This window comes from Streptomyces sp. NPDC028722 (assembly GCF_040637655.1).
GTDB lineage: Bacteria > Actinomycetota > Actinomycetes > Streptomycetales > Streptomycetaceae > Streptomyces.
Genome location: NZ_JBEZWU010000014.1, coordinates 114,576 through 136,810 on the forward strand (window position 1 = coordinate 114,576; position 22,235 = coordinate 136,810).

The window sequence follows — 22,235 nt, forward strand, 5'->3', positions numbered from 1 at the left end:
GGCGCCGCGTCGTCGGGAGGAGGATTCCAAGACCCCTGTCGGGCCCACGCCCCCGCCCGTACACTGCGAATTCGCAGACATGCGGGCGCAGTTGACCGGGGGGAGCCGTCATGTCCGAAGGTCCGTACGGTCCGGGTCAGGGGTGGGCGGGACCACCGCAGCCGCACCTGCCGCCGGGCCCGCCGCCGATGCCGCCGATGCCGCCGGGGCCGCCGCCAGGGCCGCCGGACGTCCGGCGGGCCGTCGCGGTCGCCGTGCTCAACCTGAGCGGTCTCGGACTCGGTTACGCCCTGCTGCGGCGCCGGCTCGCGACAGCCGCGTGCTGGGTGGTGACCGGCCTGTTCCTGCTCTTCGCGCTCCCCGCGGACGCCGACGGCGTCCCGGGCGCCGCGCTCGCCGGCTACGCCGTTCTCCTGCTGGCGGCGGCCGTCCACGGCGCTCTCACCGGACTGCGCACCCCGCTGGTCCGGCCGGGCAGCGCGCCCCTGGCGCTGCTGCTCGGCGTGCTCCTCCTCGCCGTACCGGCCGGCGGCGCCCTCTGGTACCAGGACGCCCGTGACGAGGCGGTGGAGCAGCAGCTTCTCGGCCGTCTGGAGCGGGCCGACGACCTGGTGGCCGCGAGCGGCCGGCAGCCGTTCCGCACCTCCCGCACGGAGTACCTGACGGCCCTGGAGGTCTACCGCGACCTCGCCGCCGGCCATCCCGGCTCCCGCGCCGCCCGCAAGGTCCCCGACAGCCTGCGGACCTACTACACGACGGTCGGCGCTCCGTACGGCCACCAGCAGTACTGCGACGCCGTCGAGCCGCTGAAGTACCTGCGGACCGTGCCCGGCACGATGCCGCGGGACCGGCTCGGCTCGCTGGTCCACTGGCCCGACGACCGGCTCGCGAACGCCCTGTACGAGTGCGGGGCACAGCGCCTCGCGGCCGGCGGGGCCGACTGGGTGACCCGTTTCGGCGACCTGCTGGACACCTTCCCGCGGTCCGCGCCGGCGGCGAAGGTGGTGCCCGCCGTGGACTCGGCGGTGAAGACGGCGGAGAAGGCCGTCGGCGGTGACGAACCCTGCGCGGCCGTGGAGCGTTTGCACACCCTGAACACCCGGATCGGCGACCTGTCCCGGTCGGCGGGCGACACGGGCGGCGGGCTGGCGCGGGCCGCGGGCCGGGCGGTGCGCTCCGGTGACTCGGGCGCGTACGCCTGTGGTGTCGACGAGTACCGGGACGGTGACTTCGCCGCCGCCCAGAAGACGATGGAGCAGTTCGCCGCCGACCACGAGCACGACCGGAACCGGGCGCGCGCGCAGAAGACCGCCATAGCCGCCGAGGTCGCCCAGACGCTCCCCGCGGCCGGCCGGAAGCTGCCCACCACGGCGTCCGGCGGCAGCATCTCGATCACGGTCAAGAACGACAGCCCGGACGACATCACCGTCCTGTACACCGGCCCGGTCACCGGCAGTTTCACCCTCAAGGGATGCGGCGGCTGCCGGTCCTACTCGCTCGCCGACACGCTGGCCGCCCGCTTCAAGCCGTGCAACCACAGCGGCAGGGACTATCCGCAGCGCACCATCGCTCTTCCCGCGGGCACGACGTACTTCGTGCACAAGCCGCACGGTGACAGAGTCACGACCCCGGCCTCGGACACCGCCGAACTCAGGCCCGGCTACCTCTACACGGAATGCGCCTACTCGACCCAGACCCTGGGGTCCTCCGTGAACTGACCTGACCGCGCCGGAGCCGGTGCCCACCGGTTCCGGCGTCCGCCCGGACCGGTGCCGGCCGGTGCCGGTGCGTCAGAGGCCTTCCCCGAGCGCGGCGATCGCTGCGGGCCCGTGTCCGGCGGCCGTCAACGGGGCCCGGATGCCGGCCTCCAGGTCGGGGAGGAAGCCGAACAGCACATCGGCGGGCCCGTCCACCCGCACCCGGCCGAGCGCGGCCGGCAGCAGCAGCGTCCGCGCCCGGCCGAGCCGCCCGGTCCAGTCACCGGAGGTGACGGTCACCGGGGCGCCGGCGTTGCTGAGGATCTGGGCCGTGGAGAACGTCCGGCTGACCGGCGCCGCCGTGCCCGCGGTCCACCGCTCCAGCGCGAAGTACGGCCCCGCGCACAGCACCGTGCGCACGACCGCGTCCTCGACCGTGACGCTCAGCCCGGGCTGGAACTCCGGCCGCGGCCCGGGCCGCCACTCGTCGAGCAGCCGTGCGATGTTCGCCTCGCGCTCGCCCTCGTCCAGCGGCGCACCGTCCTCCATCCGCCAGGGCATGGCGTGCTGCTGGATGTCGGAGGTCTGCTCGATCTCGTAGACCAGGGTGTCCGGCCCGAAACTGTGCAGGGTTCCGCCCGGTACGTAGACGGTCTGCCCGGCGCGCACCGGCAGCCGGCGCATGACCGCGTCGAAGTCCTGCGCGAGCAGCGCGCGGCGCAGCCGTTCCCCGCCGACCCCGGGCCGGACCCCGACCAGGGCGGTGGCCCCGGGCGCCGCGTCCAGGACGTGCCACGCCTCCGTCTTGCCGTTCGGCTCCCCCTCCAGGCGGCGGGCCGTCTCGTCGTCGGCGTGCAGATGCACCGGCAGCGGACGGCTGCCGTCGATGAACTTCGCCAGGAGCGGGAAGCGCGGCCCGTGCGGGCGGTCGCCCAGCAGGCCGCCGGGGTCCTGTGCCATCAGCTCGCGCAGGGTCCGGCCACGCAGCGGCCCTTCGGTGACGGCCGCACCCTCGCCGTCGACGTCGCTGACCTCCCAGGTCTCGGCGACCGGGCCGGAGGGCAACCCGGAGCGGCCCAGCCGGTCGGCGAGGGCACGGCCGCCGAAGACGTGCTGCTTGACGGGTGTGGTCAGGGTCAGCGGATACCGGTGAACCTGCCCCGCCATGTCAGCCGGCCGGGTTGTCGACCCGCATCCGCACCTGTTCCTCCAGCCGTTGCAGACTGCCGTCCAGGGCCTCGTACACGGCCTGCTCGCCCGGGTCGTGGCCCCCGGCGAAGAAGGACAGGTGCACGGTGACCTCGCTGGCACCGCTGCCGATGCCCGCCACCTGGAGCCAGCCGGTGTAGCTGCCCTGTCCGCGGGTGCCCCACTCCAGACGCATCTGGTCCGGCTGGGACCGCAGCAGGGCGGGCACGTCCTGGCCGGTGCCGTCCTCGTGCACGGTCACGGCGGGCGGGTCCCCGGCGTCCACGTGGAGGCCGTCCGGGAGCCAGGCGTCGAGCTGGGCGACGTTCGCGGCCTGGTCGAAGACGTGCTCGGGCTGCGCGGGCATCGTGCGGGAACGTTCGTACTCGGCCATCGTGGTACAGCTCCTCCGGTTCGGAAGTCGTACCCGGACCGCGTGCCCGTTCCACGCCGGCCGAAAAGCCCTGGCCGCGCCAAGGCCTGCGGATCGCGCTCCGGCCCGCCGTCACAGGCCCATGGCGGTCACAGGCCCATGGCGATGGCCGTGCGGGTCAGCTGGGCCGTGCTGGTGATGTCGAGCTTGGCCCGGATGCGGCGCAGGTAGGCGTCCACGGTGTGGGTGGAGAGTCCCATGTGGCGGGCCGTTTGCAGGTAGGTGCGGCCGGCGGCGATGTGCCGGAGCGTCTCCCGCTCGCGCGGAGCCAGCGCGGGGGCGGGGGCTTCGGTGGGCGACGGGACGAGAGTGGCGCTCATGGTGGTTCCTCCGGCAGAACGGCTCGGGCTGTTCCGATTAGGGCGTTTTGCCCTTGTTCCACCAGATTGGTTGCCGGACTTCATGGGGGTGTCCGCCGACTGTCACAGGCGCGTCACAGGGGTCCGGGTATGGGTGTGGACACCCTGGGTGAGCGGCCCCCGTCGCCTGGCGGAGGGCCGGCCCCTCAGGCCACGGCCGCCCGCGCCGTCCGCTCCACCAGGGCCACCCCGTCGCTCATGGACGCGCTGCCGTCCGTCAGGACCGCGACGAGACAACGGTGCCCCCCGACGGTGACCTCGCCGACGCTGTTGACGTCCCACCGGCCGGTCGTGCTGCGCTCCAGCCAGCCGTTCTTCAGGATCCGCCCGGCGCCCTCGGCTCCTGCCGCGGAGACGCCCCAGGACTGCTCGGGCAGGACCCGGCTCATCAGGGTGCGGACGTAGGCGCGGGAGTCCGCGTCCAGCGCGGTGGGCGCCGGGCCGCCCGCGTCGAACACGTTCCGCAGCAGTCGTACCTGGTCGCTCGCGGTCGTCCGGGTCAACCCCCACCTGTTTCCGGGCCCGCCCGTCGTGGCGGTGAGCCCCAGCCGCCTGTTGGCCGCCGCCAGCCCGGAGGCCCGGCCGATCTGCCGCCACAGCGTGTCGGCCGCCGTGTTGTCGCTGCGCCGGATCATCGGCTCGGCCAGTTTCCGCTCCCGCGCGGTGAGCTGCCGTCCCGCGTCCTGTGCCTGGAGCAGCAGCGCCGCGAGGATGTCGACCTTGACGATGCTGGCGGTGTCGTACGCCCTGTCCTCGCCGTGGATCACGGGCGTGCGGCCGGTGCCGTCCAGGTCGAGGACGGCGGCCGTGGCGTGCGCCGCGCCCGTGACGGGGGACGCGGCGGCGGCCGTCGCCGGCTGGAGGAGACCGGCGGACAGGAGGGTCGCTGCCGAGGCCAGGAGGGCGCCGGCGCGGACACGTGCGGTGGGGGAGGGGAGGGACGGCATGGGTCACGAACGTAGCCATCCCGCGCGTCCGGCGACGTGGCAGCCGTCACTCCCGGGCCCTTTCACGCCGGATTGTGAGAAGAGCCACCGACGGGCGCACGTGCCGTCCGGTCACCTCCCGGCGGCGTGTACGCGCGTCCGGGCGGGCCTCGCGCGGCGTGTAGGCGCCGCCGAGCGGCCCCTCTCGCCTATCGTCGGCCGGACACCGACATCCGGAGCGATCATGGAAAAAACGGATGAACTGGTTGGCGTGACGGAACGCCCGGCGGTCGCACCCGCCGGCCCGCCCGTGCGCCGCGTCCGGCCCCGGCCGTCCGGCACCGCCGTCCTCGCGCTCGCCGCCGGCACCGCCGTCGTACTCCTCGCGGCGGGCACGCGGTGGCTGGACCAGCCGGCCGTCCAGGCGTGGCGCACCGTCTGCCTGGCCATCACCGTCCAGGCGCTGCCGTTCCTGCTCCTGGGCACGGCCCTGTCCGGCGCGATCAACGCCTTCGTCCCGGCCGAGCTGTTCACCCGGGTGCTGCCGAAGCGGGCGGCTCTCGCCGTACCGGTCGCCGGTGTCGCCGGCGCGGTCCTGCCGGGCTGCGAGTGCGCCTCCGTACCCGTCGCGAGCAGCCTGATCCGCCGGGGCGTCACCCCGGCCGCCGCCTTCGCCTTCCTGCTCTCCGCGCCGGCGATCAACCCCGTCGTCCTCACGGCCACCGCCGTCGCCTTCCCCGGCAACCCGGCGATGGTCGCCGCCCGGCTACTGGCCTCCCTCGCGACGGCGGCCGTGATGGGCTGGCTGTGGCTCTGGCTCGGCAAGGAGGAGTGGCTGCGGCCCCTCCTGCGCCCCGGGCACACCGGCCACCGGGACGGACACAGCCGCTGGACCGAGTTCCGGCTCGGCTTCCAGCACGACTTCCTGCACGCGGGCGGCTTCCTGGTGCTCGGCGCGATGGCCGCCGCCACCTTCAACGTCGCCGTGCCCCGCGCCGTCCTCGACACCTTCTCCGGCACCCCCTGGTCGGCGGTGCTCTTCCTGGCCGTCCTCGCCGTGCTGCTGGCCGTCTGCTCGGAGGCCGACGCGTTCGTCGCCGCCTCCCTCACCGGCTTCCCGCCCACCGCCCGGCTCGCGTTCCTGGTGGTCGGCCCGATGGTCGACCTGAAGCTGATCGCCCTCCAGGCGGGCACCTTCGGCCGCGCCTTCGCCTGGCGGTTCTCCGCGGCGACCACCGTGGTCGCGGTCGCCCTGAGCGTCCTGACCGGAGGCGCGCTGCTGTGAGACGCCACGTCCAGACCCTGCTCCTGGCCCTGACCGGCGCGGGCCTCCTGCACTCGGCCCTGCTCACCGACACCTACCTGCGGTACGTCAGGGCCGGACTGCGCCCCATGCTGATCACCTCGGGGGTGATCCTGCTGCTGCTCGGCCTGGCGGCGGCGGCCACCCGGGGCGGACGCCGGCCCGCATCCCACGACGACCACGGACACGGGCACGGGAACAGCCACGCGCACGGGGGCGGGCACGGTAACAGCCACGCGCACGGGGGCGGGCACGGGCACGATCACACCGCCGCCCCGCGCATCGCCTGGCTGCTGTTCCTCCCGGCCCTGAGCCTGCTCTTCTACGCGCCGCCCGCCCTCGGCGCGTACACGGCGGCCCGCGCGAACGGCAAGCCCGTCGCCGTACGGACCGGGTTCGCCCCCCTGCCCGCGACCTCGCCCCTGCCCCTGACCCTCACGGACTTCACCAGGCGCGTCCAGCAGGACCGCAGCCACGCCGTCCGCGGCCGCACCGTCCGGCTGACGGGCTTCGTCACCCCGGCCGGCGAGGGCGACGGCTGGTACCTGACCCGCATCGTCTTCTCGTGCTGCGCGGCCGACTCGCAGACCGTCAAGGTGCGCGTGTACGGCACCGAGGCGCCCCCCGCCGACACCTGGCTCGCGGTGACCGGCACCTGGCACCCGCGGGGCCGCCTCGGCACGAGGACCGCCGAGGCGGCCCTCGATGTCACGGACGCCCGCCCGGTCGCCCAGCCCGTGAACGCCTACACCGACGACCTGCCGCTCACGCCCTCCTAGGCACCGGCCCGCCGTACGGCTTCCTCGGCGCGGACGCGCCCCGGTCGCGGCCGGGGTGCACGATGGTGTCGTGAGGTTCGGCGGCCCGGGTCCGCGAGACCGCGCGCCAGGAGGCGGTGACGATGACACAGACACCTCCCACGACGGTCACCCAGGTGCGGTTGTGGCGATGGCGCCGCAACCCGCTGCGGCGGCACAGCGATGTCGTCGAGGCCTGGATCGTCCTCGCCACCTGGGTGCTCGCGCTGGCCGCCGGCGTCTTCGCCGGCCTGGCGGCGGCCCAGACGTCCGAGTCGGTGTTCGCGGCGCGGCAGGCCCGGCTGCACGCCGTGTCCGCGGTGCTCACCGACGACGTGGCCAGGACCCCGGCGGCCGGCACCGGATACGACGACGGACGGGTGTGGGCCGCGGTGCGCTGGACCGATCCGGACGGCTCGGTGCACACCGACCGGATGAAGGTCCTCCCGGGACACCCCGCCGGGTCCCCGGTCACGGTGTGGACGAACCAGGCGGACCGGATCGTGTCCGCGCCCGTCACCGGCGCGGGGGCCGACCTCCAGGCGGCCCTCACCGGAGCCCTCCTCGCCCCCTCGGCCGGGGCGGCCGTCTGGGGCGTGGGATGGGTGATCCGGAACCGTCTCATCCGGCGGCGCATGGCCGAGTGGGACGAGGAGTGGAAGCAGATAGGCCCCCGGTGGGGAAACCTCAGCGGAGGCAGGGGCTGACCGTCCGCGACTCCGGCCCGGACACCACGGAACCTCGCCGTGCCGTGTCTCCGGGTGCGGGGGCGAGCACGGGTGCTTGAGGCCGCGCGGCAGGGATACCCGGGTCGTATGGCAAAGCTGCATGTCCCCTGGCGACACGACCGGCAGTCCGATGACGAGACTCCGCAGACGCGGATCCCGGCGCCCGAGGAGGCCGGTCCCGGCGAGGACGTCGAACGGCGGGCCCCGGACAATCCCGCGAAGCTGCCCAAGGGGGCCTGGGCCGCGGTGTTCAAGGGGGCCCTGCGCGAGTTCCGGGACGACGAGCTGACCGACCGGGCCGCTGCGCTCACCTACTACGCGGTCCTGTCCCTGTTCCCGGCGCTGCTCGTGCTGGTCTCGCTGCTGGCCGTCGCCGGCAGGTCCGTCACGGACAAGGTGCTGGCCAACCTGAAGAACCTCACCCCCGGTCCCGCCCGGGACATCATCACCCAGGCCGTGCGGCAGTTGCAGAACGGCTCCGGCACCGGTTCGCTCGTGGCCGTGCTCGGCATCGTGCTGGCCGTGTGGTCGGCGTCCGGCTACGTGGCCGCCTTCATCCGCTCCGCCAACGCCGTCTACGACATGCCCGAGGGCCGTCCGGTCTGGAAGATCCTCCCGGTCCGTGTCGGCGTCACCGTCGTGCTGATGGTGCTCGCCGTGGCCAGCTCCCTCATCGTGGTCTTCACCGGCGGCCTGGCCCGCCGCGCCGGACAGGCGCTCGGGATCGGCGACACGGCCCTGACGGTCTGGACGATCGCGAAGTGGCCGGTGCTGGTCCTGCTCGTCACCGTGATGATCGCCATCCTGTACTGGGCGACCCCCAACGCCAAGGTCAAGGGCTTCAAGTGGCTCACCCCGGGCAGCGTCCTCGCCCTGCTGATCTGGATGGTCGTCTCCGCCGGTTTCGCGTTCTACGTCGCCAACTTCGCGTCGTACAACAAGACCTACGGCACCATGGCCGGCGTCATCGTCTTCCTGGTCTGGCTGTGGCTCACCAACCTGGCGATCCTGCTCGGCCTGGAGTTCGACGCGGAGACCGTACGGCAGCGGGCCATCGCGGGCGGCCATCCGCCGCAGGCCGAGCCCTACACCCAGCCCCGCGACACCCGGAAGTGGGACGAGGAGGACGTACGCCGCCTCGACGAGACCTGAGGCGTACCTGACGTGCCGTGGTGCCGCGGGGTCCGGTCGTCTTCGTACACTGACGGGCATGGCATGCCGCATCAGTGAGCTGGTCATCGAAGCCGCCGACCCGGAGCGGCTCGCCGCGTTCTGGAGCGAGGTCCTCGGCTACGTCGAACTCGCCCGGGAGGACGACGGAAGCATCGAGATCGGGCCGCCCGGCGCCGGCTTCGGCGGCCCGCAGCCCACCCTCGTCCTCAGCCCCAGCGGCGAGCCGCGGACCGGGAAGCTCCGGCTGCACATCGACGTCAGCGCCACCGACCGTGACCAGGACGCCGAGCTGGAGCGGCTGCTCGCTCTCGGTGCCCGGCCCGCCGACGTCGGCCAGACCGGCACCGAGAGCTGGCACGTCCTCGCCGACCCGGAGGGCAACGAATTCTGCCTCCTGCGCACCCGGCTCCAGCCGGTGTGACGACCGGAGCCGAGCCGCCGGTCCGGCTCAGTCCGTGCGCAGCGCGGTGCGCAGGGTGCGGACGGCCAGGTCGATGGCGGCCGTGGCGGCGTGGGTGCTGCGCAGGGCGTTGAGCATGACGAAGTCGTGGATGATGCCCTGGAAGCGCACGGCGGTGACCGCGACACCGGCCTCGCGCAGCTTGTTGGCGTACGCCTCGCCCTCGTCGCGCAGCACGTCGGCCTCGCCGGTGATGACCAGGGCCGGGGGCAGGCCGGTGAGCTGTTCGGTGGTGGCGCGCAGCGGGGAGGCGGTGATCTCCGCGCGTTCGGCGGCGTCGGTCGTGTACTGGTCCCAGAACCACTGCATGCCGTCGCGGCGCAGGAAGTAGCCGGTGGCGAACTGGTGGTAGGACGACGTGTCGAAGGCGGCGTCGGTGACGGGGTAGAACAGCACCTGCTGGACCAGCGGGACGCCGCCGCGTTCCTTGGCCATCAGGGTCAGGGCCGCGGTCATGTTGCCGCCGACGGAGTCACCGGCGACCGCGATGCGGGCCGCGTCCAGGCCGTGGTCGGCGCCCTGTTCCACGATCCACCGGGCGACGGTGAAGTTCTGCTCGATGGCGACGGGGTAACGGGCCTCGGGGGAGAGGTCGTACTCGGGGAAGACGACGGCGGCCCGTGCGCCGACGGCGAGTTCGCGTACCAGACGGTCGTGGGTGTGGGCGTTGCCGAACACCCAGCCGGCGCCGTGGATGTAGAGGATGACCGGCAGGGTGCCGGTGACGCCGGCGGGCCTGACGACGCGGGTACGGACACTGCCCGTGGGGCCACCCGGAACGGTGATCCACTCCTCGTCGACCGGGGGCTTGTCGACGGCGCCGGACTGCACCTCGTCGACCGCCTTGCGGCCCTCCGCCGGCGGCAGGTCGAACAGGTACGGCGGCTGGGCGGTCGCCGCCACGAAATCGGCTGCGGCGGGTTCCAGTACCGGCTTCACCGGCGTCACGGTATCGGACATCGACGTTCTCCTTGGTTCGGGGGTGCCTCGCCACCGTAAGAACGGCGGGCGCGGGACGGTTGCCCGTCAGCGCACCGCCGGTTTAGCCACAGTGCATGGATTCGGCCGCCGGCGCATGCGGGAGGCTGCGGGGCGTGGAGGAGCTGCCCGGCGGCCGGGTCCGTATCCTCAGCCGGGAGACACAGATCGGCCGGGCGGCCGCGGAGCCGGTCCGGCAGACGCCGAAGCCGGTGTTCCTCGGCGACCGGACGTGGCCGGGCGGCCTCGTCCGCGCCGCCTCGGCGCGGACCGCCGCCTGAACGATCCGGATCCGTACCGGGCTCCGGCCGGCCCGGCAACCGCGTCGCCCGGGCGCGCCGCCCGGCCCCGAAACGCCCGCAAGCAACCATCAGGAAGGTGACGACATGTCCGCCAAGCTCACCGTGAGCGTCCTGGGCACCGGCATCATGGGCGCCGCGATGGCCCGCAACCTCGTCCGGGCCGGGCACACCGTCCGGGCCTGGAACCGCACCCGCGCCAAGGCCGAACCCCTGGCCGCCCACGGCGCGCACGTCGCCGGCACACCCGCCGAGGCCGTCGAGGGCGCCGACGCCGTCCTGACCATGCTCTACGACGGCCGCGCCGTCCTGGACGTCCTGCACGAGGCCGCCCCCGCACTGCGCCCCGGCACCCTGTGGGCCCAGTCCACCACTGTGGGGACCGAGGCCATCGGCGAACTGGCCGCCTTCGCGCACGAACACGGCCTCGTCCTCTTCGACGCGCCCGTGCTGGGCACCCGCCGGCCCGCCGAGGCCGGCCGACTGCTCGTCCTCGCCGCGGGGCCGAGCGAGCACCGCGACGCCGTGGCCCCGGTGTTCGACGCGGTCGGTTCCCGCACCGTGTGGACCGGCGAGGACGGCGCGGCCGGCAGTGCGACGCGGCTGAAGCTGGTCGCCAACAGCTGGGTCATCGCGGCCACCGCCGCGGCCGGCGAGGCCATGGCCCTGGCACAGGGGCTCGGTGTGAACCCGCAGAGTTTCTTCGACGCCATCGACGGCGGCCCGCTCGACATGCCGTACCTGCGCGTCAAGGCCGGGCTGATCCTCGACGACCAGCTGTCCCCGCCCCAGTTCGCGGTGGACACGGCCGCCAAGGACGCCCGGCTCATCGTCGAGGCGGGCGAACGCGCGGGCGTGCGCCTGGACGTGGCCGCCGCGAGCGCGGAGCGCCTGGAGCGTGCCGCGGCGCAGGGTCACGGCGCTGAGGACATGGCCGCCGCCTACTTCGCGAGCTTCGGCCCCGACGGCCGTCCGTCCGCCTGAGGGCCGTGCGCGGGGTTGCCGTCACGGCTCGGCCGGTGCCGGGCGCAGGGGGGAGCGGGGTCCAGGAGCGCGGCCCCGGCCTGCGCGACGCCGTACGACGCGACACCGGTACCGTGCGCTCAGCAGCACGGCGCCCGGCACCGCGAGCGCCGGCGCCTGACCGCCGCGCACGCGCCGGGCCATGCGGGTCGGGCCGAGCACGCACCGGCCCGCAGCAGGCCGCCACCGCCACCGCGGCCCGGAGCCGGCCCGGCCGGCGCCCGGGGGCACGCCGCCCCGCCCAGCGCGAGGACCCCACCGGCCGCCCCGCACCCGGGCAGCGGGGTGACCGGTCGTCAGGAGCCGGCGAAGGCGATGACGAGCGGGCCGAGGAACGCGATCGTGGCCACGGCCCCCAGGGGTCCGTACTGCGCGGTGGCGGGCTGGTCTAGCAGCGGGACGAGGGCCCCCGGCGGGTCAACCGGCTGCGCCGCGCGGAGTTCGACGCACGCTTCCCCGGTCTTCTCGGCCTGCTCCTGCGCCCCGGGGACGCCACGGACCGACCGACCGCCTCCGCGAACCACGCGGCGGAGACGGGCGGCTCAGGCGGTGAGCGACGACGAGCCGTGCTCAGCAGGTGGCGGTGGCGGGCGGGTTGTGGGTGCGCACGGCTGTCGCGAGCGCCGCGTCATGGGCCCGGCCCCGGGCCTCCAGGCCCGCGGCGACTCCCTCGACGTCGGGCCGCGGCTGGTTCTGGCTCAGCTTGAACTTGGCCTCGATCCGGCTGATGACCAGCTCGACGCCGACGACCGCCCGCAGCCGCGCCTCCACGAACTTCGCCGGCGCCTGGTCGACGGACCAGGGCTCGGCGGAGCCGGCCTCGTGCCGGTCGGTGAGCCGGCGCAGCTGCGCGGCCACCCAGGCGGGGTCGTTGTGCACGACCAGCCGCCCGTACACATGGGCGGTGATGTAGTTCCAGGTGGGCACCACCCGGTGGTGCTCGGCCTTGGACGGGTACCAGGACGGTGTCACATAGCCCTCCGGTCCCCGGACGATCGCCATGGCCTCGCCCTGGACCGGCTCCCGCCACTGGTCGTTGGCGCGCGCCAGGTGCCCGACGAGGGAGCCGTGCTCACCGGCTTCCGGGTCGTACTCGAAGGGCAGCAGTGTGGCCAGGAGGCCCCGCCCGGTCATGGTGACCAGGTCGGCCGCGCCCTGCCGGGCGAGCAGGTCACGGACGGCGGCCTCGTCGGCCGTGAAGTGGTGCGGTAGGTACATGGTCGGTCTCTCGGTCGGTCGGGGACACGGCTCCGGCGTCGCGGCGGCACGCCGTACGGGGAAAGTCGCTCACAGGGGGTTCTCGCGCAGCCAGGTGAGCACCTGGCCGGCATGTGCGTCCGGCGGGAAGACCGGATGGAAGACGTGCTCGATCACGCTGTCGCGGACGACGAGCGTCAGCCGCCGGAACAGGCGTGTCCCGCCGGCCGTGAACGTGGGCAGGCGCAGCATGCCGGCCAGCCGGAGTCCCGGGTCGGAGAGCATGTCGAACGGCAGCCGGAGCCGCTCCACGACCTCGCCCTGGTACCGGGAGTCCTGGCTGGACAGCCCGTACACCCGCCCGGCACCGGCGTCGAGCAGCTCCTGGAAGTGGTCGCGGAAGCCGCAGGACTCCGGGGTGCACCCGCGGGCCCCGGGGATGCTGTTCCAGCCCTCCGGCAGATCGGTGCCGGGGCGGCCGGTGAGCGGGTAGACGTAGAGCACCGTCCGGCGGGGGCCGAGCGTGTCGAGCCGGACCTCCCGGCCCGCCGTGGTGGGCAGGGAGATCCGCGGCACCCTCATGCCCGGCAGATGGTCCGCGGCGCCGTCGTCCTCGGGGACGGGCAGCCCGGCGGGCAGCGACAGGTAGTGTTCCCCGCCCGGTGGTGCGACGCCGCTGCCCCGGTGGGCGGCCGTGTCCAGCTGCGTGATCAGCGCCGCGCGGCGAGCGGTCAGCGCCTCGATACGCCCGGTCAGTTCGTCGATGGCCTCGCGGTAGCCCGCCAGCGAGGCCGGGCAGTCGTCGGCGTGTGCCCGCCCGGCCGCCAGGCACTCCAGGAAGGGCCGCGTGCGCTCGGCCGGGAGGCCCAGCCGGGTCAGAGCCCTGATCTCCCGTACGAGGCGTACGTCCTCCTCGTCGTAGTCCCGGTAGCCGTTGGCGAGCCGCTGGGGTGTGATCAACCCCAGCGACTCGTAGTACCGCACCGCCTTGGCCGTCGCGTCGGCCCGGCGCGCCAGCTCGCTGATCCTCATGCCGTTCACCTCGCCTCACGCTAAACCCTGCCCCTGGGGGCAAGGTCAAGCGAGGCCCGGCCCGGGCGCAGGCCGCGGTGAAACAGTCCGCGAAACAGCCGTCTCCCGGTACGCACGCCCACTCCTCGGACGCGAGCGCGGCCAGGTCGATCTCCCGGCCGCGGGCCAGCGGACGGCCGTCGGCGAGCATGACGAACACCGGGTCGGCGGCGATCTCCTCCCAGACGAGGTGCGAGGTGTCGGGCGGGGGCGCGGAGCCGCAGGCGCCGGTGAGCGCGGAGTCCAGGCGCCCCTCGGCCAGCAGCCCGGCCAGTTCCCGCTCCGACCAGGAGGCGCAGGTGGTCACGGCGGTGCCGGGGGCCGCGTCCGCCAGCCGGTCCACCAGCGCGCCGAGCAGCGGCCCGTGGGTGCCGCCGATCCGCAGCCGCTCCCCGTCCCGCCGGGTGCGGGCGAACCGGGCCGCCTCCTGCTGGAGTTCGCTCACCGCGGGCAGCACGATCCGGGTGCGCTCCAGGACCAGCTCCCCGAGGGCGGTGGCCCGCACCCCGTACTGCCCGCGCTCGAACAGCGCGCCGCCCAGGGCTCGTTCGATGCGCCTGAGCTGCGCGCTGAGCGCGGGCTGCGCGAGCCCGAGGGCCGTCGCCGCCCGGGTGAGGCTGCCCGCGTCCGCGATGGCCCGGATGGTCCTGAGCTGCCGCAACTCCAACTCCATGGAGGGAGCTTGCGGCGCGGGCGGCCGAGGGGCAAGAGGCTGGTACGGACCAGGGCGTGCGGGTGAGCGGCGGCCCGGCACCGTTTTCCGGCCTCCGCGCCCGCGCATCGTCACACCGACCGGATTGGTCTGTACCTACCCCGTGCCGATGGGGTACCGATGAGAGACCCGACACCGTCCACAGAGGGGACCACGGCCGATGCGCAGCACCACCGTCCTACCGGGAACTCCCGGCCTGCCGCCCCCGGCCGGGGACGTACCCCTGCACCGGCTGGAGGTGGCCGGGCCGGCCGCCGTACCGTTCGCCGCCGGCACCTTCGAGGCGGTCGGCCCGCTGTCCCGCTGGGACCGGCCGCACCGGCACACCTTCTACGAGATCGTCCATGTGAGCGCGGGTTCCGGCACCCACGTCGTCGACCTCGCCCGCTGGCCGGTACGGCCCCCGCACCTCGCGGTCGTCCTGCCCGGCCAGGTGCACCACTGGGAGGGCGGCCGGGGGCCGGAGGGGACTCTCGTGCTGTTCACCGACGACTTCCTGGTGGACCACCCCCGCGACCGCCAGATACTGCGGAGACTCGGCCGGCAGTGCTGGTTCGCCCTGGACGCCGAACACGACCGCTCCGTCGGGCGCCTGATGGCCGAACTCGTCACGGAACACCGGCAGCGGGCCCCCGGACACGAGAGCGTGCTGCGCTCCCTGCTCCACGTGCTCCTCGTGCGTGCTGCCCGGCTGCCGGGCCGCACCGGTGACGGCCGCGAACCGGAGTCCGGGGGGCGGCCGGCCGCCGTGGCCGAGGCGTTCACCCGGCTGCTCGCCCGTCCCGAGGCGGCGGGGTGGTCCGTACGGGAGTGCGCCGGCCGGCTGGGCGTGACACCCGGCTACCTCACGCAGGCGGTGCGGACCGCCACCGGCCGCCCGCCCGGACGGCTGCTGATCGAGGCGCGCGCGTACCAGGCGCAACGGCTGCTCGCCCACACCCAGTTGTCGGTACGGCAGGTCGCCGCCCGCACCGGATTCGCCGACCCCGCCTACTTCAGCCGGTTCTTCCGGCGGGAGACCGGCATCAGCCCCGGCGACTTCCGAAAACACCACAGCCGCCCTCACCAGTCCCTCGAAGCCCCGTCGGCGCGCGCCTAGGTTCGTTGCCGATCCGACCCCCCACAGGAGGAGCAGCCATGGACGGAGCACGCAGGGACGGAGCAGGCACGGACGGAGCGCACATGGACGACGTGGGTGCGAACGGCCCGGGCACGGCGGACGGGACGCGCTCTCCCCGGCTCGTCGGCCGCAAGACGGTGCTGCGCGCGGCGCTCGCGGCCACCGCGGCGATCCCCGTCGCCCTGATGGGCGGCCCGGCCCTCGCCCGTACCCTGGCCGCGGGCGGCACGGCACCCGGCCTCACCCCGCCGTGCGACGACGGCGACGACCCCACTCCGGAACAGATGGAGGGCCCCTACTTCAAACCCCGCTCGCCGGAGCGCACCAGCCTCCTGGAACCGGGCATGCCGGGAACGCCCCTCACCGTGACGGGCTACGTCTTCGGCCGGGCCTGCCGCCCCCTGACCGGCGTTCTACTGGACTTCTGGCAGGCCGACACCAACGGCGCGTACGACAACACCGGGTTCCGGCTGCGGGGGCACCAGTACACCGACTCCCGGGGCTCGTTCGCGCTCACCACGATCGTGCCGGGCCTCTACCCGGGCCGCACCCGGCACCTCCACGTCAAGGTGCAGGCGCCCGGCCGGCCGATCCTGACCACGCAGCTGTACTTCCCGAACGAGCCGCGCAACAGCACCGACACGATCTTCGACCCGCGGCTGCTGATGACCGTGCGGGACGCCGGCGGCGGCCGGGAGGCGGCGTTCGACTTCGTCCTCGACGTCCCGCAGGACCCCGGCCCGGGCCCCACCCCGACGGACCCCCCGCCGCCGGGCGGCACCTGGGCCGTGGGCGCCACCTACCGGGCGGGGGACCAGGTCACCTACGCGGGCCGCACCTACACCTGCCTCCAGCCGCACACGGCCCAGCCCGGCTGGGAGCCCCCCGCGGTCCCGGCTCTGTGGCGGGCCGCCTGACAGGGCGGGGGGCACGGCGGCCCGTGACGGCCGCCGCGCCACACCGCCCGGCAGACCGGGCGCGACGGGGTGTCAGGGGGCCTGGGGAGCCGGGAGGAGCCGGCGGGCGGCCAGGGCCAGGACGGTCTCGGCCAGATCGGCGGGGCGGGACAGCGAACGGCCGGTCAGCTGCTCGTAGCGGCGCAGGCGGTTCAGGACGGTGTTGCGGTGGCAGTACAGCCGGTGGCTCGCCCGCTGCGCGGAACCGTCACAGGCCAGCCAGGTGGCCACCGTGTCCAAGAGCACGCCGGCGTCGGCCGGGTCCAGCCGCGCGAGCGGACCGAACGCGCGCTCGGCCAGTAAGGCGGCGAGGTCCGGACAGGACACCACGAGCGCCTCGGGCAGGTGACCGGCCAGCCGTACCGTGCCACCCGACCCGGAGCACAGCCGCAGGGCGGTGTCCGCCAGCCGGCGCGCCCCGCCGACGGCGGCCAGCCCGTCCACGGCGTCACCGATCCCGACGCGCAGCCCGTCCGGCGGTGCGGCCGGTACGGGGATCAGGCCGTCCCCTGCCGCGGGGACGCCGTCCCCGGCCGCGACGATGCCGTAGTCCGTCTCCGGGCCGGTGTGCCAGTGCACCCGCACCCGCGGGGGCAGCAGGGCGCGCACGGCGTCGGCGGACCGTGCGCCCGCGACCGCCACGACGGTGTACCGGCCCCGCTCGGGCAGTCCGAGGGCCTGGGCCGTCTCGGGCAGGTCGGCGATGCGGCCGGTGCCGTCGAGCAGGGCGGCGGCCAGCAGCCGCACCCGGTTCTCGCGCCGCCGGGCGAGCTGCCGTTCGGTCTGCCGGTAGGCGTCCGCGACCAGCGTGCAGTGCTCGTCGACGAAGTCCCAGACGCCGCCCGCCACATGCACCAGGAGCCGTACGTCCTCGGGAGCGGTACGGGACGTCACGTCGAGGAGTTCCTGCCACACCAGGGCACCGCCCAGGCGGTAGGCGTGCAGCACCGCGTCCAGGGGGATGCCCTGCTCGGCGCGGGTGACCCCGATGCGCCAGGAGCAGTGGCGCGCGGTCTCGCGGGTGCCGCGCGGATCGAGCAGGGAGGCGACGCTGTGCCGCAGCGAGCGGTGCACCTCCTGCCAGGTGCCGGGACGGTCGCCGTCCAGCGCGGCCCGGTACGCCGGCTGCCGTTCCCGCAGGGCGGCGACCAGCCGGTCGGTGAGGCCGGGCAGGCCGTCCAGCAGCGTGCGGGCGGCACGGTGCAGCACCCGCAGCGCCTCGGCGTCGATCAGCGACCGGGAGCGCGGCGCGCGCGACCGGGGTGCGGGCTGGGGCCCCGGCCGGGGCACGGGCCGTGGCCGTACGGCAGGGTGCATCGCGGTTCTCCCCAGGGGCGGCTGACTCGTCGTGCTCGAAGAATGACATACCGCCTGGTCGGTCCCTAGGGGTGTGCAGCGGACTTTTCCGTCCGCTCCACCAGGCGTGCCAGCTCCGTCCGGGAACGGACGCCGAGAGCGGAGAAGACGTTGCGCAGGTGGTAGTCGACGGTGCGGGTGCTGACCGACAGACTCAGGGCCACCTCCCGGTTGGTGAGGCCCTGGGCGACCCCGCGGGCGATGCGGAGCTGCTGCGGGGTCAGCCGGGCCAGCGCGTCCGGCCGGGTGTCACCGCCCCGGGACACCGCTCCACCCGCCGCCGCGGCTCCGCCCGCCCCGGCCACCCCGTTCGCCCGGAGTTCCGCCGCCGCCTGCTGCGCCCACGGGCGGGCGCCGCACCGCTCGAAACCGAACTGGGCGGCCCGCAGTTGGGCACGCGCCTCGCGCGGCCGGCGGCGTCTGCGCAGCCACTTGCCGTAGAGCAGCTCCGTACGGGCCCGCTCGAAGTCACCGCCGGTGACCTCCCCGTGCCGGTGCAGCGCCTGCCGGTACAGCGGGTCGGCGGTCTCGGGCGGGGCCAGCAGGGCACGGCAGCGCAGCAGTTGGGCGGGAGCCTGGGGATCGGCGTCGCACGCCGCCCAGCGCGCGAGGTCCTCGACCGCGTCCCGGGCCCGGTCCGGCTGCCCGGCGAGCGCGCACGCCTCCACGTAGCACGGTACGGCGAGCATCCAGACGGCGAAGTGACCGCGCCCCGGGCCGGGCCGGACCAGCGGGCCGAGCCGTTCGGCGGCCTCCCGGGGCCGGCCGTGGCCCAGATCGGCGCGGGCGGCCGCCCATTGGGCCAGGGCGGCCGCCTGGGCCAGTCCGTGCCGGCGGGCGACGGCCAGCGCGGCCGTCACCTGCTCGGCGACGGTGTGCGCCTCGCCCTCGATCGACGCAGCCAGGGCCAGTACGGCGTGATGGTGGGCGGCCGTGTTGCGCTGCCCGGTGCGGTACGCGGTGCGCAGGCCCTCCTCGGCGTGCGTACGGGCCAGCGCGTGCCGTCCGGCGCGGAGTTCGCCGTAGGCCAGGTACTCCAGGGCCCGCGCCTCGTGCACGGCGGACCGGTTCGTACGGGCCACCGCGAGCGCCCGCGCACCGGCCCGCCGGGCGGCGGCGGTGTCCCCGAGGAGCAGCGCCGCTGCTGCTGCCCGCAGGAACCGCTCCGGATCGTCCGCCGGGCGGGGGAGGGCCGGCTGGGCGTCCGCGTGGCGCACGACCCGCCGCAGCGGGGCGGCGGCCTGGTCGAAGCGGCCCAGCAGGACCGCCCGCAGGCCCGCGCGGTGGTCACACAGGACGGCGGACGGCGTGACGGCGGCGCCGGCCGGCCGGGTCGGGAGGCGAGGACCGGTGGGTGGCCGGGGGATCGCGGGTGCCGGAGTCGCGGAGCGGGGATCGGTGGGTGCGAGGGCGGCATCGCACGACCGGGTCGCGGCGCGGGAGCGGGCGGGCGGGAGAGGGGGCCCGGCCGGCGGACGCACTCGGCCCGGATGGGGCGGGTGTTCACCGCCGCACGCGCCGGACGAGGGGTGTGCGGGCGCCGGGCCTTCCGCCAGCGCTCGCAGGCATGCCGCGAGGTCGCCCGCCGACCATGCCGCGTCCGCGGCGCCCAGGACGGCCTCGGCGGATTGCTCGGGGTCGTGGGGGGCGAACCACGCCGCGGCGAGCAGCAGGGTCTCCCGGGCGTCGTCCACCGGGCCGTCCCAGCGCAGTACCGTCCCGCGCAGCAGTTCGGCGCGCGCGTGCAGCGCCGGGGGCGCCGGGCGACCGCGGACGGTGTCGAGCAGCCGCAGCGCGCGGGCGGACTGCCCGGCCAGCACGGCGAGTTCGGCGGCGGCCGTGTACCACCGGACCTGCCGGGTGCCGTCCGGCGTGAGTTCGGCGGCGCGGGTGTGGGCGGTGCAGCGCAACGCGGGCGGGGCCGACGGGGCCGGGTCGGACGCGGCGGCCGCCAGGTCGGCCGCGAGCGACGGGGCGGGGGCGGTGACCGCCCAGGCCCGGTGCAGCAACGCCGGCAGGCCGCGCCCGTCGGGCAGCGCACGGGCCAGGGCGTCATGGGCGGCACGGCGCCGCCCGGCCGGCGCGGTCGCGTACACCGTGCGGCACAGCAGCCCACTGCGGAAGCCGAGCCGTCCGTCGGCGGCGACGAGCGGCTCGGGCAACGGGACGGGGCACGGAACACGTCCGCCCTCGTCGGCGCCGGGCTCCTGGGGGTGGGGCGACGGGCGGAGCGCGAGCGGGCCGTCGCCGGCGAACGGCTCGAACGGCTCGAACGGTGGGAGGGGAATCGGCACACGTCCGCTCGCGTCGGTGGAGCGTGGCCCCGGCCGGGGTCCGGGCCATGGCGGGTGCCCGGCGAGTCCGGCGGCCGCGCGGCGTACGACATCGGCATCGACGGCCGGTTCACCGCAGACCTGTACGGCTGCCGCGGTCACCAGGAGCAGGTCCCACTGCCCCGGGAGCAGTCCGGCGAGGTGTCCACCGGCCAGCGCGCTCAGTGTCCCGGCGTCGGCCAGGGGACGCGGCAGGGGCGCGAGGCCGCTCAGCTGAGCCGGGGTCAGCCGGTGGAGCAGGTGCAGCAGGAGCGCGGGATTGCCCTCCGCCGCGGCCGAGATCTCGTCCCGTACCGCGGGGTCCAGCACGCCCCGCGCGGCGTCGTCCAGCAGGGACGCGGCGTCCGGTGAGGCGAGGGGGTCCAGGCACAGCAGCGGCAGACCGCCGAACTCCGGGTCCACGGGCCGGTGCCCGGCGACGCTGAGCAGTACGGCGATCCGGCCCCCCGCGGCGGGACGGGCGGCGAGCCGGCCGAGAGCGGCCCGGGAGAGGGGGTCCCACAGATGCGCGTCGTCGACGCACAGGAGTACGGTCCGGGGCCCGGCCGTCGCCTCCAGCGCGTCGATGATCTCCCGCTCCGGGCGGGCGGCGCACCCGGCGCCGGCCGGCACCCCGGCCGCGCGGCACAACGCCCGCAGCCCGGCCAGCGGTCGGCGGAACCGCGCGGGGCCGGCGGGTACGGTCACGACCGGCCCGGCGGTGAACGCGCGGGCGGCCCAGCCGAGGAAGGCCGAGCGGCCACTGCCGGGCTCGCCGGTCACGACGCACGCTCCGTCGCCGCGCAACCGGTCCCACAGCACGGCCGTCGCGTGCCGTGGCGGGCCCGGACGGTACCGCGGGGCGGCGGGTCCCAGGGGGGTCTGTCCGGTCATTCCCGCGACCTTACTGACGCGTAAGGAAGGGCGGAAGCCGTACGTCCGGGTCACCCGGCCGGGCCGGCACCACCGCCACCTGCGCTTTTGCGGGAAGCCGGCGCGGGCCGCCTTGTGACGCGGCACAACGCCGGTGCCCCCGTACGGTGCACCGGCACAACGGGCGCGCCCGCGGATCCGCCGGCACGCGCGGGCGTACGCCGGCCGATGGCGCCGCCGCCGGGCCCGGGCCCGGGCCCGGCGGCGGCGCTGTGGGCGCTGTGCGGGACGACCGGACCGGCAGTCCCACCGGTCTCGCGCGAGCGGGCCGCGGGGGATCGCCGCAGCGGATTCTCGCGGCACCTCTTGACGTGTCTGGTTCAGACTTTTAGGTTCACGGACCCACGAGCCATCCAAGAATGCGCTCAGCGTTCAGCAGGCTGAACGATCGTCATGATCCACCCACCGCCGTATCCGGGAGGTTCACCCCACATGACCCGTTCCAGACTCCTCGCGACGATGACCGTCGCGGGCCTCGTCGGCACACTGGCAGCGCTCGGCAACGGCAGCGCGAACGCCGCGGATCCGCATGTCGCGCCCGGCGGCAACTTCGACCTGTCCGTATGGCAGCTCCAGGAACCGGTCGGCTCCCCGGGATCGCCGACCACCATCCCCTCGTCCCGGCTCCAGGGGGCCGACGGCTACCAGGACGCGTACTTCTACACCGACACGCGCGACGGTGCGATGACCTTCTGGGCACCGGAGAAGGGGGTCACGACTCCGAACTCCCACTACGCCCGTTCCGAACTGCGCGAGATGAACCGCGACGGCAGCGCCGCCGACTGGTCCCTGAGCGGCTCCCACCGGATGAGCGCCACACTCCGCGTGGTGTCGGTGACGTCCAACGTCTGCGTGGGCCAGATCCACCTCGGCACCGGGGGCTCCTCCACCAAGCCGCTGCTCGAGCTGTACTACCACGCCGGCGGCGACATCGTCCTCGGCACCGAGGACTCCCCGTCCGGCGGCCAGACACCGCACGCCGTGGGGCACGTGGCGACCGGCAAGACCTGGACCTACACGATCGCCGTCTCCGGCGGCAACACCATCGACCTGACCGTCAACGGCAGCACCACCCACTACGCCATCCCGTCCTCCTTCAAGCCGTACAAGCAGTACTTCAAGGCCGGCTCGTACAACCAGTCGTCCTCGGACAGCACCACGAAGGGAGCACGGGTCGCCTTCTACGGGCTGGCGGTCTCCCACGGCTGATCCGC

20 protein-coding genes and 2 pseudogenes are annotated in these 22,235 nt (G+C 75.1%); 12 read left to right on the forward strand and 10 right to left on the reverse strand.

Translation table 11 applies throughout. The features are described 5' to 3' along the window. Positions 1–110: 110 nt before the first annotated feature. On the forward strand, positions 111–1,718 hold the full coding sequence (locus AB0F03_RS22045) for a hypothetical protein (protein WP_361994511.1): 1,608 nt from the start codon (positions 111–113) through the stop codon (positions 1,716–1,718). Between the two features lie 72 nt (positions 1,719–1,790). On the opposite strand, the gene AB0F03_RS22050 is transcribed toward AB0F03_RS22045, so the two are convergent. The 4 genes from AB0F03_RS22050 to AB0F03_RS22065 form a co-directional block, all read right to left on the reverse strand. Beyond that, positions 1,791–2,864, reverse strand: a complete 1,074-nt coding sequence (locus tag AB0F03_RS22050; RefSeq protein WP_361994514.1) for a type I phosphomannose isomerase catalytic subunit — start codon at positions 2,862–2,864, stop codon at positions 1,791–1,793. Between the two features lies 1 nt (position 2,865). Continuing rightward, on the reverse strand, positions 2,866–3,279 hold the full coding sequence (locus AB0F03_RS22055; protein ID WP_361994517.1) for an SRPBCC family protein: 414 nt from the start codon (positions 3,277–3,279) through the stop codon (positions 2,866–2,868). A 128-nt stretch (positions 3,280–3,407) separates the two neighbouring features. Next, entirely contained in the window at positions 3,408–3,638 is a 231-nt protein-coding gene (locus tag AB0F03_RS22060) for a helix-turn-helix transcriptional regulator (protein WP_361994520.1), read from the reverse strand. A gap of 185 nt (positions 3,639–3,823) precedes the next feature. After that, positions 3,824–4,624 carry a serine hydrolase gene (locus AB0F03_RS22065; protein ID WP_361994523.1) on the reverse strand — a complete coding sequence of 267 codons (801 nt, stop codon included), beginning with the start codon at positions 4,622–4,624 and terminating at the stop codon, positions 3,824–3,826. Positions 4,625–4,847: 223 nt separating this feature from the next. On the opposite strand from AB0F03_RS22065, the gene AB0F03_RS22070 reads away from it, so the two are divergent. From AB0F03_RS22070 to AB0F03_RS22090, 5 genes are all read left to right on the forward strand, one after another. Next, positions 4,848–5,888: a permease gene (locus AB0F03_RS22070; protein ID WP_361994526.1), complete on the forward strand. Its 1,041-nt coding sequence runs from the start codon at positions 4,848–4,850 to the stop codon at positions 5,886–5,888. Then, positions 5,885–6,685, forward strand: coding sequence for a TIGR03943 family protein (locus AB0F03_RS22075; protein ID WP_361994528.1), 801 nt, complete (start codon positions 5,885–5,887; stop codon positions 6,683–6,685). The genes AB0F03_RS22070 and AB0F03_RS22075 overlap by 4 nt, the downstream gene beginning before the upstream one ends. Positions 6,686–6,807: 122 nt before the next feature. Further along, entirely contained in the window at positions 6,808–7,410 is a 603-nt protein-coding gene (locus AB0F03_RS22080) for a hypothetical protein (protein WP_361994531.1), read from the forward strand. Between the two features lie 108 nt (positions 7,411–7,518). Beyond that, positions 7,519–8,583, forward strand: coding sequence for a YihY/virulence factor BrkB family protein (locus tag AB0F03_RS22085; RefSeq protein ID WP_361994534.1), 1,065 nt, complete (start codon positions 7,519–7,521; stop codon positions 8,581–8,583). Between the two features lie 58 nt (positions 8,584–8,641). Next, complete coding sequence (locus tag AB0F03_RS22090; RefSeq protein WP_361994537.1) at positions 8,642–9,025, forward strand: VOC family protein; 384 nt, start codon at positions 8,642–8,644, stop codon at positions 9,023–9,025. Between the two features lie 27 nt (positions 9,026–9,052). Here AB0F03_RS22090 and AB0F03_RS22095 read toward each other — a convergent pair whose 3' ends face one another. Beyond that, positions 9,053–10,024, reverse strand: a complete 972-nt coding sequence (locus AB0F03_RS22095) for an alpha/beta hydrolase (RefSeq protein ID WP_361994540.1) — start codon at positions 10,022–10,024, stop codon at positions 9,053–9,055. Between the two features lie 95 nt (positions 10,025–10,119). Here AB0F03_RS22095 and AB0F03_RS22100 point away from each other — a divergent pair, with 95 nt between their 5' ends. From AB0F03_RS22100 to AB0F03_RS22110, 3 genes and pseudogenes are all read left to right on the forward strand, one after another. Then, complete coding sequence (locus AB0F03_RS22100; protein WP_361994543.1) at positions 10,120–10,323, forward strand: hypothetical protein; 204 nt, start codon at positions 10,120–10,122, stop codon at positions 10,321–10,323. A 105-nt stretch (positions 10,324–10,428) separates the two neighbouring features. After that, positions 10,429–11,325, forward strand: a complete 897-nt coding sequence (locus tag AB0F03_RS22105) for an NAD(P)-dependent oxidoreductase (RefSeq protein ID WP_361994546.1) — start codon at positions 10,429–10,431, stop codon at positions 11,323–11,325. A gap of 401 nt (positions 11,326–11,726) precedes the next feature. Continuing rightward, positions 11,727–11,852, forward strand: a pseudogene (locus AB0F03_RS22110) (transcriptional regulator); the annotation flags it as partial. Positions 11,853–11,934: 82 nt separating this feature from the next. Here AB0F03_RS22110 and AB0F03_RS22115 read toward each other — a convergent pair. The 3 genes and pseudogenes from AB0F03_RS22115 to AB0F03_RS22125 all read right to left on the reverse strand — a co-directional run. After that, the gene (locus AB0F03_RS22115) at positions 11,935–12,582 is read right to left on the reverse strand and encodes an FMN-binding negative transcriptional regulator (RefSeq protein WP_361994549.1); all 648 of its coding nucleotides are present in this window, start codon (positions 12,580–12,582) and stop codon (positions 11,935–11,937) included. A gap of 69 nt (positions 12,583–12,651) precedes the next feature. Further along, positions 12,652–13,593 carry a MerR family transcriptional regulator gene (locus AB0F03_RS22120; protein WP_361994552.1) on the reverse strand — a complete coding sequence of 314 codons (942 nt, stop codon included), beginning with the start codon at positions 13,591–13,593 and terminating at the stop codon, positions 12,652–12,654. A gap of 55 nt (positions 13,594–13,648) precedes the next feature. Continuing rightward, positions 13,649–14,305, reverse strand: a pseudogene (locus tag AB0F03_RS22125) (LysR family transcriptional regulator); the annotation flags it as partial. A 199-nt stretch (positions 14,306–14,504) separates the two neighbouring features. Here AB0F03_RS22125 and AB0F03_RS22130 point away from each other — a divergent pair. Continuing rightward, positions 14,505–15,443, forward strand: coding sequence for an AraC family transcriptional regulator (locus tag AB0F03_RS22130; protein ID WP_361994555.1), 939 nt, complete (start codon positions 14,505–14,507; stop codon positions 15,441–15,443). Positions 15,444–15,526: 83 nt separating this feature from the next. Beyond that, complete coding sequence (locus tag AB0F03_RS22135; RefSeq protein WP_361994737.1) at positions 15,527–16,381, forward strand: carbohydrate-binding protein; 855 nt, start codon at positions 15,527–15,529, stop codon at positions 16,379–16,381. A 72-nt stretch (positions 16,382–16,453) separates the two neighbouring features. On the opposite strand, the gene AB0F03_RS22140 is transcribed toward AB0F03_RS22135, so the two are convergent. Both AB0F03_RS22140 and AB0F03_RS22145 read right to left on the reverse strand, forming a co-directional pair. Continuing rightward, positions 16,454–17,737, reverse strand: a complete 1,284-nt coding sequence (locus AB0F03_RS22140; RefSeq protein ID WP_361994558.1) for a helix-turn-helix domain-containing protein — start codon at positions 17,735–17,737, stop codon at positions 16,454–16,456. A gap of 65 nt (positions 17,738–17,802) precedes the next feature. Further along, complete coding sequence (locus AB0F03_RS22145; protein WP_361994561.1) at positions 17,803–20,982, reverse strand: LuxR C-terminal-related transcriptional regulator; 3,180 nt, start codon at positions 20,980–20,982, stop codon at positions 17,803–17,805. A gap of 471 nt (positions 20,983–21,453) precedes the next feature. On the opposite strand from AB0F03_RS22145, the gene AB0F03_RS22150 reads away from it, so the two are divergent. After that, a complete protein-coding gene (locus AB0F03_RS22150; RefSeq protein ID WP_361994565.1) occupies positions 21,454–22,230 on the forward strand; it encodes a polysaccharide lyase family 7 protein in 777 nt (258 codons plus the stop codon). Positions 22,231–22,235 lie beyond the last annotated feature (5 nt).